Below are 17,008 nucleotides of genomic sequence, written 5' to 3' on the forward strand. Positions count from 1 at the left end.
CTTGCGTGATTTCGTCTGCCCGAACTGTGGGCAGCAGCTGGCCTTCGAGAACTCGGTCTGCCTGTCGTGCTCGAGCCCGCTCGGCTTCAGCCTGCGGGAGCGCGCGCTGGTGGTGATCGGCGATCCGCCCGGTGACGCGGCGATCGACCACGCGGGCGGCGTCGTCGACGGTGACCGGTTCCGGCTGTGCGACAACCTGCATGTGGCGCAGTGCAACTGGCTGGTCTCCACCACCGACCGCAGCGCGGGGCCGATGCTGTGCGCCTCGTGCGCGCTCACCAGGACCAGGCCCAACGACGCCGACGCCGACGGCTTGGCGGCGTTCGCCGAGGCCGAGGCGGCCAAGCGCCGCTTGATCTTCGAACTGGTCGAGCTGGGCCTGCCGATTGTCGGCCGCGAGGCCGATCCCACCCACGGCCTGGCCTTCGACCTGCTCTCCAGCCGCACCGACGGGGTGCTGACCGGGCACATCGACGGGGTCGTCACCCTCGATCTGGCCGAGGCGAACGACCCGCACCGCGAACAGCTGCGGATCGAGATGGCCGAGCCGTACCGCACCCTGCTCGGCCATTTCCGGCACGAGATCGGGCACTACTACTTCACCGTGCTGGTCGCCGACGACGAAGCGCTGCACCGATTCCGGGACCTGTTCGGCGACCCGTACGCCGACTACCAGGACGCGCTGAACCGGCACTACTCGCACGGTGCCCCGCCCGGCTGGGAGAGCGACTACGTGTCCTCCTACGCGACCATGCACGCCGCGGAGGACTGGGCCGAGACCTTCGCGCACTATCTGCACATCCGCGACACCCTCGACACCGCCGCCGCCTTCGGCTTCGCCCCGGCCGGCGCCACCCTCGATCGTCCGCAGGTCGGGCGCGCCGGTTTCGACAAGATCATCGAACTGTGGCTGCCGCTGGCCTGGTCGCTGAACATGGTCAACCGGTCGATGGGACACGACGACCTCTATCCGTTCGTGCTGCCCGATCATGTCCTGGAGAAGATGCGCTTCGTCCACGAGCTGTGTGAGCGCAGTGACTCCGCGGCTGCCCAGGTGGTCGCCTAGGGGTAGGCGATTTGCCCGATTTCGCTGCGATGTGAGTCACAGCTGACTACCCTCTCGGTTTGAGACTAGTGAGTCTCAAACTCGGTGCTCGATGAGGATGGCTATGAACTCACCGCTGATATCCGTCGGATTGCCGCTGGCCCTGGCCGTGGTCATGTTCGGCCTCGGCCTGTCGCTCACCACCACCGACTTCACCCGGATCGCGAAGAGCCCGCGGGTGGTCGCCATCGCCCTGGCCTGTCAGTTGATCGCGCTGCCGGCCATCGCGTTCGGCCTGGTCCTGCTCTTCGATCTGGAGCCGATCCTCGCGGTCGGCATGATGCTGCTCGCCGCGTCGCCGGGCGGGACGACGGCGAACCTGTTCAGTCATCTGTTCCGCGGTGACGTCGCGCTCAACGTGTCGCTGACCGCGGTCAACTCCGTCATCGCCGTCGCCACCGTCCCGCTGGTGACCAACTTCGCGATCGACTACTTCGACCCGGCGGGCAGCGGCGACTCGGTCGGCCTGCAATTCGGCAAGGTGGTCCAGGTGTTCGCCATCGTGCTCGTCCCGGTGGGCATCGGCATGCTGGTGCGCCGCTGGGCGCCCGCGTTCGCCGAGCGGATGGACCGCCCGGTGCGGATCGGCTCGGCCGTCATCCTGCTGCTGGTGATCGTCGGTTCGCTGACCGCCGAATCCGAGGACTTCTCCGCCCACTTCCCGAAGATCGGCGCGATCACCGTGCTGTTCTGCGTGATCAGCCTGACCATCGGGTTCTTCGTGCCGCGACTGCTCGGCGCGACGGGCCGCCAGTCCATCGCCTGCTCGATGGAGGTCGGCGTGCACAACAGCACGATCGCCATCACCATCGCGCTCAGCGTCCTGGACAGCACCGAGATGGCGGTGCCCGCCGCGATCTACGGCATCCTGATGTTCCCGACCGCCGCCGTCTTCGGATTCCTCATCACCCGCCGCCGGACCAGGACCGCGGTGGCCGCGGCCGAGTGAGGCTCAGGCGTGCGCCGCGTAGATGTGGCGGGCGAGTTCGTCACGGAGGGCGCCGAATTCCGGGTGCGCGCGGATATCGGCGAAGTCGGGGCCGACGTCGTCCTTGAAGGTGGGTGTCACGTCGTGGACCACGCGGCCGGGACCCGCGCCCATCACCAGGACGCGGGTGCCGAGCAGCACGGCCTCCTCGATGCCGTGGGTGACGAACAGGACGGTCTTGCGGCGGTCACGCCAGAGGGTGCGCAACTCGCGTTGCAGACGTTCCCTGGTGAGCGCGTCGAGGGCGCCGAACGGCTCGTCCATCAGCACGATGCCCGGATCGTTCACCAGCACCCGCGCGATCTGGGCGCGCTGCTGCTGACCACCCGACAACTCGTAGGGCTTGCGCTCGGCGAGCTGTTCCAGGCCGACCAGCTCGAGCAGCCGATCGGCCTGCGCGCGGCGCGTCTTCCGGTCCACGCCACGGACTTTCGGGCCGAACTCGACGTTGCGGCGCACCGACAGCCAGGGGTACAGCGTGGCCTGCTGGAACACCACCCCGCGATCGGGGTCGGGGCCGTCGACCACCCGGCCGCCGACCCTGACCTCGCCCCCGCTGGGCGGGAGGAAGCCGGCCAGGATGTTCAGCAGCGTCGATTTGCCGCAGCCGGACGGGCCGACGACACAGACGAATTCGCCGGGCTCGATGGTGAGGTCGGTGGGCGCGAGCACCTCGACGTCACCATCGGGACCGGGGTAGCGCTTGCTCACCCCGGTCAGCGTCACCCGTTCGGCGGTCACGAGGACGCGCCCGCCGCGGCCGTCGCCGAGATGCCGTCGCGGTACTGCTGCTCGCTGCCGACCGCGGCGATGCCGCCCTGGCTCAGCAGGAATCGCGCGGTGCCGGTGAGATCGTCGCCGAAGCCGCCGCCCAGGTAGCGCGGTCCGGCCTGCTCTGCGGCGGGCAGGTACTGATAGCCCGCCAGCTGGGGAACGACCTGGTCGGGCGCGATACCCAGCTGCGCGCCGAGGGAAACGGCGGCCTCGGCGGGCTGGGTCCTCAGCTGGCCCACCGCATAGTCCTGCACCTTCGCCCAGGTCTTGGCGAAGGCGGCGTTGTCGGCCAGGAACGCACGGCTCGCGAGCGCCACGTCATAGGTCGGCGCGCCCGCGGCGGCGGTTTCGGCGCTGCTGGTGAGCACGGTGCCGCCCGCCGCCGTCAGCTTGGACAGGGTCGGGTCCCACACCCAGGCCGCGTCGATCTGATTGCCCTGCCACGCACCGGGAATCGCGTCGGGCTGCAGGTTGATCAGCTCCACCTGGCCGGTGAGTCCGGCCTTGTCGAGCGCGGCGAGCAGGCTGTAGTGCGAGGTGCTGCCGAACGGCGTCGCCACCTTCTTGCCGCGCAGCCCGGCCGGCGCCGTGATCGACTTGTCCTTCACCACCAGCGATTCCGACGTGCCGATGACATCGTGGATCCACACCACCTGCACCGGCAGGTTCAGCGGTGCCGACAGCGCCTTCGTCGCCGGGCTGGAGCCCAGCGTGCCGATGTCGAGACTGCCCGCGCCGAAGGCCTGCACCACGTCGGCGCCGGAGGCGAACTGGCTCCAGGTGATCTTCGCGTTCGGCAGGCACGCCTGCAGCAGATTCCGGTCCTTCACCAGCAGATCGGCATTGGGGATCGCCTGGAACCCGAGCCGGACCGTGCTGGTGACACCGGTGTCGGCGGCGAACGGGCAGCTCGCCGCGGCCGAACTCGTGTCCGCGCGACCGGATTCCACGCAGCCCGCGGTGACGGCGACGACAGCGGACAGCGCGACCGAGGTCGCGACGACCCCGCGCAGTGCGGATTTCATACTTTGCCTTTCCAGGGGACAGCCTTGGTGCCGATGAAGACGATCGCCGCGTCGAGCAGCATGGCCGCCACGCCGATCACGATGATGCAGGCGATGGTGAGGGGCGTATTCAGTTGCGTGCCGGCGATATACGCGAGGCCGCCGATGCCGGGGATGCCGTTGTTGAGTTCGGCGGCGACGACCGTGGTCCAGGCGAACGCGGTCGCGATGCGGATGCCGCTGATGACCGTTGGCAGCGTCGCGGGCAGCACGACGAGCGCGACCACCTGGGCGCGGCCGGCGCCGAGTGAGCGCGCGGCGTTCAGGTAGTCCCGCTTCACGCCGAGCACGCCGTCGAGGGTGGCGATGACGATCGGCGGGAACGCGGCCAGGAACAGCAGCCAGATCTTGGAGGTGTCACCGATGCCGAACCACACGATCAGCAGACCGATGTAGCCCAGCGGCGGCAGCGCGCGCAGGAAGTTCAGCACCGGTTCGGCCACCCAGCGCACGGGCGCGACCATCCCCATCACGAACCCCACCGGCGGCCCGACCAGAATCGCCGCACCGACCCCGACCGCGATCCGCTGCAGACTCGCCAGCAGATGCTCCCAGAGGAAATATCCCTGCTCCCCGATGACGACCCGATCCACCCCGTCGGCGATCCGATGCCGGGTATTGGCCCGCACGAACGCGTCCCACACCGCCCGCGGCGACGGCAGATACAGCGGATCAACCAGCCCCGCCGTCGTCACCACGGTCCACCCCGTCAGCACGAGGCCGACCGCGACCACGGCCGCCAGCGCCCGCCGCCCCCGCCCGCGACGCGGACGCGATCCGGCCGACGGCGCGGGCGCGGACCCGACCGCCCGCTCCTCCGTCGCCTCCGCCACTTCGGTCACGCCGACTCCTCGCACCGGGGTGTCGGCGGTGGATTCGGCGACACATGCGGGGTCTGACGCTATCGGCGCAGGTAGCGGCTCCGGGAGGGTAAAAGTCGAGCTGAGCCGAAGTCGGGTAGGTCGCCTGGCCCAGCGCTCAGTCGGTTTCCTTCGGATGGCCGGGCATGCAGCGCTCGAGCAGTACCCGACCCGCCGTGCGGCTGCCCTTGGGCGCGTGGTCGACGAAGTACCAGAGCCGCCCGCCGTCGGTGAACTTGTACTGGAACCGCTCGAAAGTGCGGCCCTGGTACTGGCCGTAGCGGAGGTCGGCCTTGAGCGGATAGAGCCGGGCCGAGACGGTATCGGGCTCGCGTGTGAGCTGGTCCCAGGCATCGACGATGGCGTTGCGCGCCGCTGCCAGGCAGTCGGTCCAGCCCTTCTGCGCCTGGCTGGTGATGAAGACGATCTCGAACTCGGCCCGTTTGAGTGGCCGCGGTACCTCCGAGCGGCGGCTCACTCCTCGGCCCCTGGAGCAGGTACTGCTTCAGGGGCGTCCAGGTAGTGCAGGTCGGAACCGTCGACGTTGAGCGCCGGGTCGGCGTACGCGCGCGCCGTTTCCTTCCACGATTCGAGAGTGGTGCCGAGCCGGTCCACCCGGCCGACCGAGATCCCACCGCGCGCGATGGCGAGGAACTCGCCGACGAATTCGATCCGAGCGGGCTCGGGTAGTAGTTCCAGCCAGGGGAAGACGACAGCCAGGCGCGCCACCATGCGTTCCAGCACCTCGTCGTCCATGGCGACAGTCAGCAACTGCATCAGGACGCCGAGCGCGTCGGACGCCGCTGCCTCGGCATCGGCGCTCGACAGCCGGACCGGCGGAGCCGAGCGCCGGACGAGGATCACGTCCCCGTTCGCCTCCATCTCCTCGATGATCCGGTTCGGGTCACGCAGGAACTCGGACCAGGTGGCTGTCGCGCTCATGCGCCCAGATTATCAGAACTAGTTCAGATAACCCCGTGATCAGGCGCGGAGGCGTTCGCGGCGGAGGCGGTCGACCTCGGGGAGGTCGAGGGGGGCGAGGTCGGTGGGGGAGATGCCGAGGGCTCGGGCGATGAGGAGGTCGGCGAGTTCGGGGTTGCGGGCCAGGGCGGGGCCGTGCAGGTAGGTGCCGATGACCGAACCCTGGACGACGCCTTCGGTGCCGTCGCCGACGCCGTTGCCGACACCGCGGGTGACCTTGGCGAGCGGGGCGGCGTCGGGGCCGAGGAGGGTGCCGCCGCGATGGTTCTCGAAGCCGGTCAGCGGGGCGGACAGGCCGTCGAGGACGGGGGTGGTGGTCACCTCGCCGATGGCGCGGGTTTCCTGCGGGGAGGTGGTGACGTCGAACAGGCTGACGCCGTCGACCTTCTCGCCAGCCGAGGTCTCGTACCAGTTGCCGAGCACCTGGATGGCGGCGCAGATCGCGAGCACCGGGGCGCCCTTGGCGGCGGCCTGCTGGAGGCCGGGGTACTGCCGCAGGTGCCGGGTGGCCAGGCGCTGGGCCGAGTCCTCGGCGCCGCCGAGGGTGTAGATGTCGAACGAGTCCGGCACCGGGTCGGCCAGCGTGATGTCGATGATCTCAGCGTCGTAGCCGCGCATGCGCAGTCGCTGGCGCAGCACCAGCGCGTTGCCGCCGTCGCCGTAGGTGCCCATCACGTCGGGCAGGACGAGGCCGATGCGAATGGTCGACTCACTCATGCGCGCGCCTCCAGGTCACGGTTCAGATCGCGGAACGCGGTGTAGTTGGCCAGCACCTCGACGTGCCCGGCCGGGCAGGAGGCGATGGCGCGCAGCGGATCGGGGATCAGGGTGTGCTCGACGCCCGCGTAGGTCAGGCGCACGGCCAGGTCGGTGGCGCGCTCGCCGGCGGCCACCACCTGCACGCCTTCGAAGTGCTCGAACCGCACGTCCCAGAGCCAGGACAGATCCTCACCGTCGGGCACCTGCCCGTTCACCGCGATCACCAGACCGGCCGAGGTCGGCTCGATCATCGACAGCGCCTCCTGCCAGCCCGCCGGGTTCTTGGCGAGCAGCAGTCGCGCGTCGTGCTCGCCGACGGTGACGGTGCGGTAGCGGCCTGCGATCTCGCGCACGGTGCCGGTCGCGTCGGTCGCCTTGGCCGGCTCGGCGCCCATCGCGACCGCCGCGGCGACGGCCTGCGCCGCGTTGCCGCGGTTCGCGCGGCCGGGCAGCGCCAGGTGCAGCGGAGCGCGGAAACCGTCGGGGCCGCACAGGTCGTCGCCCTCGAGCCACCAATCCGGTTGCGGACGATGGAAATCGGCGCCGGTCGAGCGCCAGTTCTCGCCCTCCCAGACGATCGGCTCGCCGCTGCGCGGACAACTCGTCGCGTCGACGGCCCAGCCGCTGCCCGCCGATACCCACACCACGTTGGGGTGGTCGTAGGCGATGGAGGCCACCAGCACGTCGTCGCAGTTGGCGATGACGACGGTGCCGGGATGCCGGGCCAGTCCGGCGCGCAGCTTGCGCTCGATCATGTTGATCTCGCCGACCCGGTCGAGCTGGTCGCGGCTCAGGTTCAGCAGCACGACGGCGGCCGGGTCGAGCGCGTCGCTGACGTGCGGCAGATGCAGCTCGTCGACCTCGATCGCGGCCAGCGGCACCCCCTGGTGCACGCTCAGCGCGGCGACGATGCCCGCGTCCATATTGGCGCCGTCGGCCTGGGTGGCGACCTGGCCGAGGGTGCCGAGCGCGGCGGTGGTCATCCTGGTGGTGGTCGACTTGCCGTTGGTGCCGGTGATCAGCACCGTCCGCCTGCCGCGACCGAGCTGCGTCATGATCGTCGGATCGATCTTCAGCGCGATCAGGCCGCCGATCATCGAACCCTTGCCGCGACCCGCCTTCTGCGAAGCCCACGACGCTGCCGCCGCCGCTCGCAAAGCCAGGCGCCCACGCACCGAGATGTCTGCCACGCCGCGAGTCTATGTGCGCGCGGTCGCGGGCCGCGTGCGGGAGCGGTGTGAGGTACGTCAGCCCATCCGTGCGACGAGGGTTCGCACGATCTCGGCGGTGACCTCGTCGCGCCAGATCTGGAAATGGGCGGGGCTGTCCAGGCCGCCGACCGAGGAGTCGCCGCTGACCGCGAACGCGAAATTCCCCCGATGACAGGCCACGGTGGATTCGATGATCTTGCCGTAGGTGCATTCGGTGGCGCCCCACTCCGGAGCCACCGGGTCACCGGTGAAGCGCTTCATATCGGCGTAGTAGGCGGCGACGGCGGATTCCTCGCCGACCGAGGAGAACATGACGGTGATCTTGGCGTTGCCCGAGGACGCGGGCAGATCCGGCAGGTCGAAGGTGAACTGACACCCGCCCTGGGCGATATTGCGCACCGATTCGTCGAGCAGCTGCACGGTCTGCGGCGCGCGTTTCAGGTTGGTGGCCTGCGGCAGGATCGCGGTGATCTCGGCGTCGGTGAGAACGGCGCAGGCGTCGGGCCAATTGTCGACGGTGGCGGGCAGCGTCACCGTGATGGGCACGGCGGCCGGGGCCGCCGCGCCGAATTCGATCTCGGGCGGGCCGACCGGACCGCACCCGGACACCACCGCCGCCGCTATCGCGATCGAGCCGAGCACGCGCAGATTCACCAGAAATCCCCCCGCTAACACCGAGATTCGAACAGACGGTCGTTATTGTCGGCTGAACCCGACCCAGACGCAACGCGCGTTCTGGTCGTTCCAACAGTTCACAATCATTCGTCGAACATATTGGGTAATCCCCGAGCGTAGCGATCGGCGTCGATCACCCGCAGCGGCTCGAGTTCGGGCGTGCGGCGCAGCCGGAAAGTGCGGCAGCGCTGGGCCGATGAGCCGGCGACGTCGAGCAGTGCGTTGACCGCGGCGCGCGCCGATTCGTTGGCGCCCTCCATCGTCGCCAGGTCGACATCGGTGCGCACGTAATCGCCTGCCAGGAACAGATTCTCGATCGATCCGTGCGCCTCCGGCCGCGCGTCCCACGAGCCCGCGGTATTGATGAGCAACGGATCGGCATTCGCGTTCCGGCTGCCCTGCCAGGTGATCCCAGGATCGAGAAACCAGGAATGGACGTCGGCCGGGCGGAGCAGTTGTTCGCGGTCGTTGAGGTGCGCGGCGAGCTGGGCCCAGACCTCGCGGAAGATCTCCTCGTGCGTGCATTCCACGGCGGGCTTGCCGTACAGCATGCCCGGCGTATTCCAATCGGAGATGTCGACCGAGAGACAGTCGGCCACCGAGCCGTCGCCGAACGAATTCAGCTTGTGCGTCCACAGCTGGTTCTGGCTGATCGAGGTGAGCGACCACGGGGAATCGACGAACGCCGTGTGCCCGCGCGAAATGTGCAGTGGGGAACGGAAATAGATCTGGATGCCGTTCATCCAGTCGACGAACAGGCGATCGGTCGCGGCCAGTTCCGGCGCGAGTTCGAGCACCTGCGGCGACCAGAGTTTGCGCGCCTGTTCGACCGGCAGCGCGGTGACGAAATAGTCCGCCTCGACGGTGCGGGCGCCGGTGGCGTCGGTGATCCGCGCGGCGCCGATGCGCCTGTCGCGCACCACGAGTTCCTCGACGCGCGCGCCGAGTTCGAAGCGCACGCCGAGTCCGCGCAGGTGCTGCACCCACGGGTCGATCCAGGCGATATTGGTGGCGTTGTTCAGCACCCGGTCCAGGCCGCCGTCGTTGCCGAGGCCGAGCGGATTGCCGAGGAACTGCTCGCCCATGCTGCCGATGGTGCGGGTGCTGGCCAGATTCTCCTTGGCCGCGACCATGATGCTGGTGAGCGAGCGGGACACGATCGCGCGGAATTCGTGTGAGCGCTCGTGCCCGTGCACGAAGTCATACCAGGAGGTGTGTTCCCACTGGCCGAAGCGGCGGGCCTCGCAACTGCTGTTGAACACCAGCAGCCGGTTGGCGAAGTAGCCGACCTCCGCGGGCGGCATCTTCGTCATCGTCGACAGGGTGGCGGCCAGGGTCTCCCTGATCGCGTCCGGATGGGTGTTCGGGTTGGTGAAGCCGTCGGGCAGGGCGAGCAGGATGTCGTCGGTGTCGCGACGGGAGAACCTGGCCTCCGGCACGGTGAGCAGGTTGCTCCACACGCCGTCGGCATTGCCCGCGACCGGAATCCGGCGCATGGTGTCGGGCAGGTTCTGATAGAAGCCCGGGAAGAAGCGGAAGCCGTGCTCACCGGGCAGATCGGGCCTGCCGTCGCGGCCGGTGCCGGGGACCGGCACGCTGCGCGCCTTGCCGCCGAAGGCCCTGGCCTCGTAGACGGTCACCTCGAAACCGCGTTCGGCCAGCTCGTGGGCGGCCGTCAGCCCGGCGACGCCGCCGCCGAGGACCGCGACCCGGCGGCCGGGAGGCGCGCCGAGCGCGACACCCGGCGCGCCCGCCACGGCTCCTGCCGATACCACCCCAGCTGCGACTGTGCCGCGGAGAAAAGTCCTCCGCGAGACGGGCCACCGTTGCGCCATATGCTGTTCAGCTGCCTTGCTCGAGTATTGCCTGCGATTTGCTACCACTCTAGAGCGCGGCGAAGACCTGGCTGTTGCGACCTGCACGTCGTTCGCCCGAGCTCGAAACCGACCGGTCGCGCGGAAAACGCATCGCGCGATCGGTCACATGCTAGCCAGAGCCTTCGCGATTGTGCGCTGAATTGGACGTTAGACCTGCACCAGGCCGCGGTCGGGCACCGGGTCCGGTTGCGGGCGCGGCTGCCGGGTGGTCGTCGCGGCGAAGGCCCCGGCGATCACGATCACGCCGCCGACGAGCGCGGCCACCGACGGCCGCTCGCCCAGGGCCACCCAGGCCGCGGCGATCCCGACGACCGGCACGAGCAGCGACAACGGCGCCACCGTGCCCGCCGGATAGCGGCTCATCAGATACGTCCACAGGCCCGATCCGCACACCGTCGCGAGAACGGCGATATAGGCGAGCGCGGCCAGCGCGGGGAGTCCGGCGGTCGAGGAGAGTGCAGCGCCGAGCGCGCGGAAACCGGTGTCAGGCCCCTCGACAGCCATCGACAGCGCCAGCAGCGGGAGCGGCGGGATCACCGACATCCACAGCGTCAGATGCAGCGGATCGAAGCCGGGGGAGTCGGCGCCCGCCTGGCGCGCGCCGATATTGCCGAACGCCCAGCCGAGACCGCCTGCCAGTGTCAGCAGGACCGGGAGCAGCGTGGCACTGGCCAGCCGATCGGCGCCGATGACGACCATGCCGAGCACGGCGACCGCCAGACCCGCGACCTGCACCGGCCGCAGCCGCTCGCGCAGCAGGACGGCGCCGAGCACCACCGTGAACGGCGCGGACGACTGGAGCACCAGCGAGGCGAGTCCGGTGGGCATGCCGGTGCGCATCGCGGTGAACAGGAAGGCGAATTGCAGGATGCCGAAGCCGGTGCCGTAGAGCAGCAGCCAGCGGGTGCGCACGGCGGGACGCGGAATGAAGGCGAGCACGGGGATCGCGATCACGGCGAACCGCAGCGCGGCGAAGAAGAACGGCGGGAAGTGGTCGAGGCCGATCCGGATGGCCAGGAAGTTCAGGCCCCAGAGCACGACGACGGTCAGTCCGAGCAGGCGGTCGCGGGTGGTCACGCCCTAATCGTGCGGTTGGCGAAGCATCAGGACAATCGAATAAAAGTGGATCAATAAAGTAGATTTGCTTCATGTTTTCCATCGACCGACTGCGGATTCTGCGCGAGCTGGCCGATCGCGGCACGGTCGCCGCCGTGGCCGAGGCGCTGTCGATGACGCCGTCGGCGGTCTCCCAGCAACTGAAGGTGCTCGCCAGGGAAGCCGGCGTCGCGTTGCTCGAGCCGGACGGGCGCCGGGTGCGGCTCACCGACGCCGGGCAGGCGCTGGTGCTGCGGGCCGATGACGTGCTCGCCGCGATGGAGCGGGCGACCGCCGAGATGGCGCACTACCGCGGCTCGCCGCGCGGGCAGGTCAGGGTGGCGTCGTTCCCGTCCGGCGCCGCGCTGCTGCTGCCGCCGGTGCTCACCGCGCTGTCCGGCAGCGGCGTACAGCTCGTCGCGGGCGACGAGGACCTGCCGCCGTCGGAGGCGCCCAAGCTGCTGGCCGACTACGACATCGTGCTGACCCATCGCGACGAACGCGCGCCATCGCCCGCCGGTCCCCGGCTCTCGGCGCGGGTGCTGATGCGGGAACCGATCGATGTCGTCGTCGCGGCGACGCACCCGCTGGCGGGCAGGCCCGCGGTCCGCCCGGAGGAGCTGGCCGACGAGGTGTGGGTGAGCGTGCGCGGCGGATTCCCCGTCGACGACGTGCTCGAATCGATCGCCACCATCACCGGGGTGCGGCCGCGGATCGCGCAGCGGCTCAACGAGTTCCGGGTGATCGAAACGCTGGTGGCCTCGGGTTACGGTGTCGCGCTGATGCCGCGCTTCGCGGTCGCGCATCCCGGGCTGTCGGTGCTGCGGCTGGCCGGGGTGCGCGCGGCGCGGGTGTACGAACTGCTCACCCGGCCGCAGGCGCATCGGCGCCCCGCCATCGCCGCGGTGCTCGACGCCTTCGAGGCCGCGGCCCGCGACGTCAGCGCGCGCTGACCGGCGCGCACAGCCGCTCGACCAGCGCGCGCAGGACCATGACGTTGGGGAGGTCGGCGATCGCGGTCGAGTTCAGCTCGAACCACCTGCCCTCGACGGCGATCTCGGCACAGCCGGAGTCCGTCCGCAGGCCCTGGACCTGGTGCCACGGCACGCTCTTGGTGCGCGTGCCGATCTCGGTGCCGGTCAGCCAGATGTCGCCGAAGTCGAGGCGGTGTCCGGCGTGGACGGCGGCGAGCGCCCGCGGCAGCTGAGCCGCGGTGACGGCCCGCTGGATCCAGTCGCCCCACTGCTCGGCGTCGGCGAACGAGCTGTCGAGTACGAAGTGCCGACCGGCGAGATCGGTCAGCGTGTAGGTGGCGACGGTGCTGATCGGCCCGCCGTCGGCACGCGTGCGGGCGAGCTTCCGCAGCACCGTCGTCGAGTCGAACCGCGCGACACTGATGTGCCCGCCCAGCACCGCGACCAGGCCGTGGTCGTAGACGGCGAGCCGGTTACCCGCGGTCTCCCGCTCGTGCCACCACGCCTGCGCCGTGCTCAGGACGAACGCGAAGACGGCGCCGAGCGCGGTCAGCCCGGTGATCCAGGCGATCCCGGCCTGCTCGATGACGAAGGCCAGGGCGGTGACCGCGAGCGCGACACCCGCCACGACGCCGAGCACGCGAATCCGGCTCCACGCCATCACCGTCGGTGCGTACGCCGCCCGGTGCTGACCCAGCCCGGCTCCGGCCGCCACACCCGCGATATGGCGCGCGGCATCGACCTCGGACACGTTCCCCCCCGGTTGATTCGGTTACGTCAGTACTGCCCCGGCTGGTACTGCTGGCCCTGGTAGGACTGCCCCGGCGGCGGGAACTGCTGGCCCTGCTGCTGCCCGTGGTAGCCGAAGTCGTCGGCGACCATGGCGGCCAGTTCGAGCAGCGCCCGCCTGGTCGGCTTGCTGACCAGCTCGAGGTCGATCTCGGCGCCCTCGGCCAGGTGATCGTCGAACGGCACGATCTGCACGGCGCGAGTGCGGTCGAGGAACAGCTTGCGCAGCTGGTCCAGGTCGACCGTCGACGCGCCGCGGCGCGAGGCGTTCACGACGACGACGGTCCGCTCGACGAGCTTGCTGTAGCCGTGGTGGTCGAGCCAGTCCAGCGTCGCCGACGCGCTGCGCGCACCGTCGATCGCGGGTGAGGTGACCAGCACCAGCGAGCTCGCCATGTCGAGCACGCCCGACATCGCCGAGTGCATCAGACCGGTGCCGCAGTCGGTCAGGATGATGTTGTAGAACGACTGCAGGATGCCGATCGCCTTGCGGTAATCGGCCTCGCTGAAGGCCTCCGACACGGCCGGGTCCTGCTCGGAGGCGAGCACTTCCAGCCGGCTCGGGGCCTGCGAGGTGTGCGCGCGGACGTCCGAGTAGCGGGTGATGTTCTGGTCTTCGAGCAGGTTGCGCACCGTCGAGCGGGTCTGGCGCGGCACCCGGTGGGCGAGGGTGCCCAGGTCGGGGTTGGCGTCGATCGCGATGACGCGGTCACCGCGCTGCGAGGCGAAGGTGGAACCGAGACCGACCGTGGTGGTGGTCTTGCCGACGCCACCCTTGAGCGAGAGGATCGCGATCCGGTAGTCGCCGCGGACCGGCTGGTTGACCCGCTCGGCGAGATCGCGATGGACGACGTCGGCCGCCGACTCACCCGGATTGATCATGCCGCCGGAGGCCTTGTGCACAGCGCGGCGCCATCCGCTGCGCGGCGCCTTGCGGGCCCGCTTGAGCAGGTTCAGGTCGTTGACCGAATGGCCCGGCTGACCGGGGGCGGGCACGTGCTGCGGCTGGAACGGCTGATGCTGCTGCGCCGGTCCGCCCTGCCACTGCGGCTGTCCGGGCGGCGGGCCGAGCGGGCCCGGCTGGCCGGGCACCTGACCGGGCGGCATGCCACCCGGCATCGGCGGCTGGTACATCGGCGGCGGCGGGGGCGCCCAGCTGTAGATGGGTTCGGACTGCTGGCCCTGCGGCGGCTGCTGCTCCTGCCCGGGGAACTGCGGCTGCTCGGGCGCGCCCGGATACGGCCCGGGAGCGCCGGGGTACGGCTGCTCACCGGTGGCCTGCGGACCGGGCCACGGCTGCTCGGCGCCGGGCACCGGCTGACCGGGCCACGGCTGTTCGGTGCCCGGCACGGGCTGGCCCGGCCACGGCTGCTGCTCGGGACCGTTCACGACGGGATGCGCGCCACCGCTCTGGTACGGATCGGGCGCGCCCGGATACTGGTTCGGCGCGAACGGGCCCGGCACGAAGCCGCCGGGCTGGAACACCGTCTGCTCGGCGAGCCCGGCGTGCGGCTCGGCCGCGGCGGCCTCGGCGGGCTGCGGCTCGGCGGCGTCGTCGGCCTGCTCGGTGGTGGCGGCCGTCGGCTCGAGGTCGTCGTCGGTGGCCGTCTGCACCCCGGCGGATCCGGACGCAGCGTCGGCCGTCTCAGCCGACGGACTCTGCAGCCAGGGCGGAGACGTCGGATTATGGTCGTTGTTGGTCACAGTTCCCCCACTTTGCCCGATGAACGAGCAGGAAGCTCGGCGCTGAATGTGCACCAAAACGCTAGCACGGTGCTAATTTCCGCGCGCCGGGGGCGGCCGCCCGGAGAACCGCTCCGGCCCGGCATGCGCGCAGCTCAACCGGTAGATCCGCACCGAAGCCGACCGGTCGGGCCCGAGTTGTCCACAGCCCTTTCGACCCTGTGCACAACCGGCGAAGGCCGGGCCCGCGTGTCGCGGACCCGGCCTTCGCGGTGTCGAACTAGCGCGCGGCGGCGCGGTTGACCGCCGAGACGACGGCTCGCAGCGACGCGGTGGTGATCGAGGTGGCGATGCCGACGCCCCACACGACCTTGTCGCCGATCGCGACCTCGACGTAGGCGGCGGCCTGCGCGTCGTCACCGGCGGACATGGCGTGCTCGCTGTAGTCGAGCACCCGCACGTCGAAGCCGACGGTGGCGATCGCGTCGACGAACGCGGCCAGCGGGCCGTTGCCGGACCCGGTGATCTCCTGCTCGACGCCGTCGACCTTGACCGTGGCGACGATGGTGTCGACGCCGCCGTCGGTCTCCGACGCGGTCACCTTCTGGCGCATCCGCTCCAGCGGCAGGATCGGGTTCAGGTACTCGGTGGCGAAGACGTCCCACATCTCCTTGGGCGTCACCTCGCCGCCCTCACCGTCGGTGATCGCCTGGATCGCCTGCGAGAACTCGATCTGCAGCCGGCGCGGCAGCACCAGGCCGTGATCGGTCTTCATGATGTAGGCGACGCCGCCCTTGCCGGACTGCGAGTTCACCCGGATGACGGCCTCGTAGGTGCGGCCGACGTCCTTCGGGTCGATCGGCAGGTACGGGACCTCCCAGGTGATGTCGGCGACGTCGGCGTTCTGCGCGTCGGCGGTGGCCTTCATCGCGTCCAGGCCCTTGTTGATGGCGTCCTGGTGGCTGCCGGAGAAGGCGGTGTAGACCAGGTCGCCGCCGTACGGGTGGCGCTCGGCCACGGCCAGCTGGTTGCAGTACTCCACCGTGCGACGAACCTCGTCGATGTCGGAGAAGTTGATCTGCGGGTCGATGCCGCGGGAGAACATGTTCATGCCCAGCGTCACCAGGCAGACGTTGCCGGTGCGCTCGCCGTTGCCGAACAGGCAGCCCTCGATGCGGTCGGCGCCGGCCTGGTAGCCCAGCTCGGCGGCCGCGACGGCGGTGCCGCGGTCGTTGTGCGGGTGCAGCGACAGCACGATCGAATCGCGGCGGGCCAGGTTGCGGTGCATCCACTCGATCGAGTCGGCGTACACGTTCGGGGTGGCCATCTCGACGGTCGCGGGCAGGTTGATGATCAGCGGCTTGGCCGGGGTCGGCGCGATGATCGCCGAGACCGCGTCGCAGACCTCACGGGCGTAGTCCAGCTCGGTGCCGGTGTAGGACTCCGGGCTGTACTCGTAGCGCCACTCGGTGTCGGGGTAGCGCTGCTCGATCTCCAGGCACAGGGTGGCGGCGTCGGTGGCGATCTTCTTCACCGCGTCGCGCTCGGCGCGGAAGACCACGCGACGCTGCAGGATCGAGGTGGAGTTGTAGAAGTGCACGATGACGTTCGGCGCGCCGTTGCAGGCCTCGAAGGTGCGCTCGATCAGCTCGGGGCGGCACTGGGTCAGCACCTGGATGGTGACGTCGGCGGGGATCGCGCCGTCCTCGATGATCTCGCGGACGAAGTCGAAATCGGTCTGGCTGGCGGCCGGGAAGCCGACCTCGATCTCCTTGTAGCCCATCCGGACGAGCAGGTCGAACATGCGGCGCTTGCGGGCCGGGCTCATCGGGTCGATGAGCGCCTGGTTGCCGTCCCGCAGGTCGACGGCGCACCACGCGGGGGCGCGATCGATGATCTTGTCGGGCCAGGTGCGGTCGGGCACCGAGATGGGCTCGACCTCTTCGGCGAAGGGCCGGTACCGGAACGACGGCATCGACGAGTTCTTCTGGTGGTTCCAGGCGGGCTGGTCGGCCGGTGCGGGTTTGCCGGGGGCCGTGATGGTGCGCGAAGCGGATACGAATGCGTCAGCCGAGGACATGCAAGTTTCTCCGTGGATGTGAGTGGATTCCCTGGTGGGAGCGGGTCGACCGGCGCGTTGGAACCCCGCGACGGGAGCCGGTCCGTATCAGAA

At 70.0% G+C, this 17,008-nt stretch carries 16 protein-coding genes; 3 read left to right on the plus strand and 13 right to left on the minus strand.

What is annotated here, in order from left to right; translation table 11 throughout:
- Position 1: 1 nt before the first annotated feature.
- Both AB0L91_RS13370 and AB0L91_RS13375 read left to right on the plus strand, forming a co-directional pair.
- Entirely contained in the window at positions 2–1,066 is a 1,065-nt protein-coding gene (locus AB0L91_RS13370; RefSeq protein ID WP_365009745.1) for a putative zinc-binding metallopeptidase, read from the plus strand.
- Between the two features lie 103 nt (positions 1,067–1,169).
- On the plus strand, positions 1,170–2,054 hold the full coding sequence (locus AB0L91_RS13375; RefSeq protein ID WP_365009747.1) for a bile acid:sodium symporter family protein: 885 nt from the start codon (positions 1,170–1,172) through the stop codon (positions 2,052–2,054).
- A 3-nt stretch (positions 2,055–2,057) separates the two neighbouring features.
- On the opposite strand, the gene AB0L91_RS13380 is transcribed toward AB0L91_RS13375, so the two are convergent.
- The 10 genes from AB0L91_RS13380 to AB0L91_RS13425 form a co-directional block, all read right to left on the minus strand.
- Positions 2,058–2,834 (minus strand): ABC transporter ATP-binding protein, encoded by a 777-nt coding sequence (locus AB0L91_RS13380; protein WP_365009750.1) that lies wholly within the window; start codon positions 2,832–2,834, stop codon positions 2,058–2,060.
- Positions 2,831–3,892 (minus strand): ABC transporter substrate-binding protein, encoded by a 1,062-nt coding sequence (locus AB0L91_RS13385; RefSeq protein WP_365009752.1) that lies wholly within the window; start codon positions 3,890–3,892, stop codon positions 2,831–2,833. The genes AB0L91_RS13380 and AB0L91_RS13385 overlap by 4 nt, the downstream gene beginning before the upstream one ends.
- Complete coding sequence (locus AB0L91_RS13390; RefSeq protein ID WP_365011290.1) at positions 3,889–4,674, minus strand: ABC transporter permease subunit; 786 nt, start codon at positions 4,672–4,674, stop codon at positions 3,889–3,891. Before AB0L91_RS13390 ends, AB0L91_RS13385 begins: the two co-directional genes overlap by 4 nt.
- 235 nt (positions 4,675–4,909) lie before the next feature.
- Positions 4,910–5,269 (minus strand): hypothetical protein, encoded by a 360-nt coding sequence (locus AB0L91_RS13395; protein ID WP_365009754.1) that lies wholly within the window; start codon positions 5,267–5,269, stop codon positions 4,910–4,912.
- Entirely contained in the window at positions 5,266–5,733 is a 468-nt protein-coding gene (locus AB0L91_RS13400; RefSeq protein ID WP_365009756.1) for a hypothetical protein, read from the minus strand. The genes AB0L91_RS13395 and AB0L91_RS13400 overlap by 4 nt, the downstream gene beginning before the upstream one ends.
- A gap of 39 nt (positions 5,734–5,772) precedes the next feature.
- The gene (locus AB0L91_RS13405) at positions 5,773–6,489 is read right to left on the minus strand and encodes a glutamine amidotransferase (protein WP_357345955.1); all 717 of its coding nucleotides are present in this window, start codon (positions 6,487–6,489) and stop codon (positions 5,773–5,775) included.
- Positions 6,486–7,721, minus strand: coding sequence for a MurT ligase domain-containing protein (locus tag AB0L91_RS13410; protein ID WP_357345957.1), 1,236 nt, complete (start codon positions 7,719–7,721; stop codon positions 6,486–6,488). Before AB0L91_RS13410 ends, AB0L91_RS13405 begins: the two co-directional genes overlap by 4 nt.
- A gap of 57 nt (positions 7,722–7,778) precedes the next feature.
- Positions 7,779–8,396, minus strand: coding sequence for a hypothetical protein (locus AB0L91_RS13415; RefSeq protein WP_365009759.1), 618 nt, complete (start codon positions 8,394–8,396; stop codon positions 7,779–7,781).
- A 104-nt stretch (positions 8,397–8,500) separates the two neighbouring features.
- Positions 8,501–10,252 carry an FAD-dependent oxidoreductase gene (locus tag AB0L91_RS13420; RefSeq protein ID WP_365009762.1) on the minus strand — a complete coding sequence of 584 codons (1,752 nt, stop codon included), beginning with the start codon at positions 10,250–10,252 and terminating at the stop codon, positions 8,501–8,503.
- Positions 10,253–10,441: 189 nt separating this feature from the next.
- On the minus strand, positions 10,442–11,371 hold the full coding sequence (locus tag AB0L91_RS13425) for an EamA family transporter (RefSeq protein ID WP_365009764.1): 930 nt from the start codon (positions 11,369–11,371) through the stop codon (positions 10,442–10,444).
- A gap of 71 nt (positions 11,372–11,442) precedes the next feature.
- Between AB0L91_RS13425 and AB0L91_RS13430 the strand changes: the two genes are divergently transcribed.
- Positions 11,443–12,342, plus strand: coding sequence for a LysR family transcriptional regulator (locus tag AB0L91_RS13430; protein ID WP_357345964.1), 900 nt, complete (start codon positions 11,443–11,445; stop codon positions 12,340–12,342).
- Here AB0L91_RS13430 and AB0L91_RS13435 read toward each other — a convergent pair.
- From AB0L91_RS13435 to leuA, 3 genes are all read right to left on the minus strand, one after another.
- Positions 12,329–13,114: a DUF6585 family protein gene (locus tag AB0L91_RS13435; protein ID WP_365009767.1), complete on the minus strand. Its 786-nt coding sequence runs from the start codon at positions 13,112–13,114 to the stop codon at positions 12,329–12,331. The two genes, AB0L91_RS13430 and AB0L91_RS13435, sit on opposite strands and share 14 nt — an antisense overlap.
- A 26-nt stretch (positions 13,115–13,140) precedes the next feature.
- The gene (locus AB0L91_RS13440; protein WP_365009770.1) at positions 13,141–14,766 is read right to left on the minus strand and encodes a MinD/ParA family protein; all 1,626 of its coding nucleotides are present in this window, start codon (positions 14,764–14,766) and stop codon (positions 13,141–13,143) included.
- Positions 14,767–15,115: 349 nt separating this feature from the next.
- The gene (gene leuA, locus AB0L91_RS13445; RefSeq protein ID WP_355280961.1) at positions 15,116–16,915 is read right to left on the minus strand and encodes a 2-isopropylmalate synthase; all 1,800 of its coding nucleotides are present in this window, start codon (positions 16,913–16,915) and stop codon (positions 15,116–15,118) included.
- Positions 16,916–17,008 lie beyond the last annotated feature (93 nt).

The sequence above is a fragment of the Nocardia sp. NPDC051833 genome, from assembly GCF_040681225.1.
Classification (GTDB): domain Bacteria; phylum Actinomycetota; class Actinomycetes; order Mycobacteriales; family Mycobacteriaceae; genus Nocardia.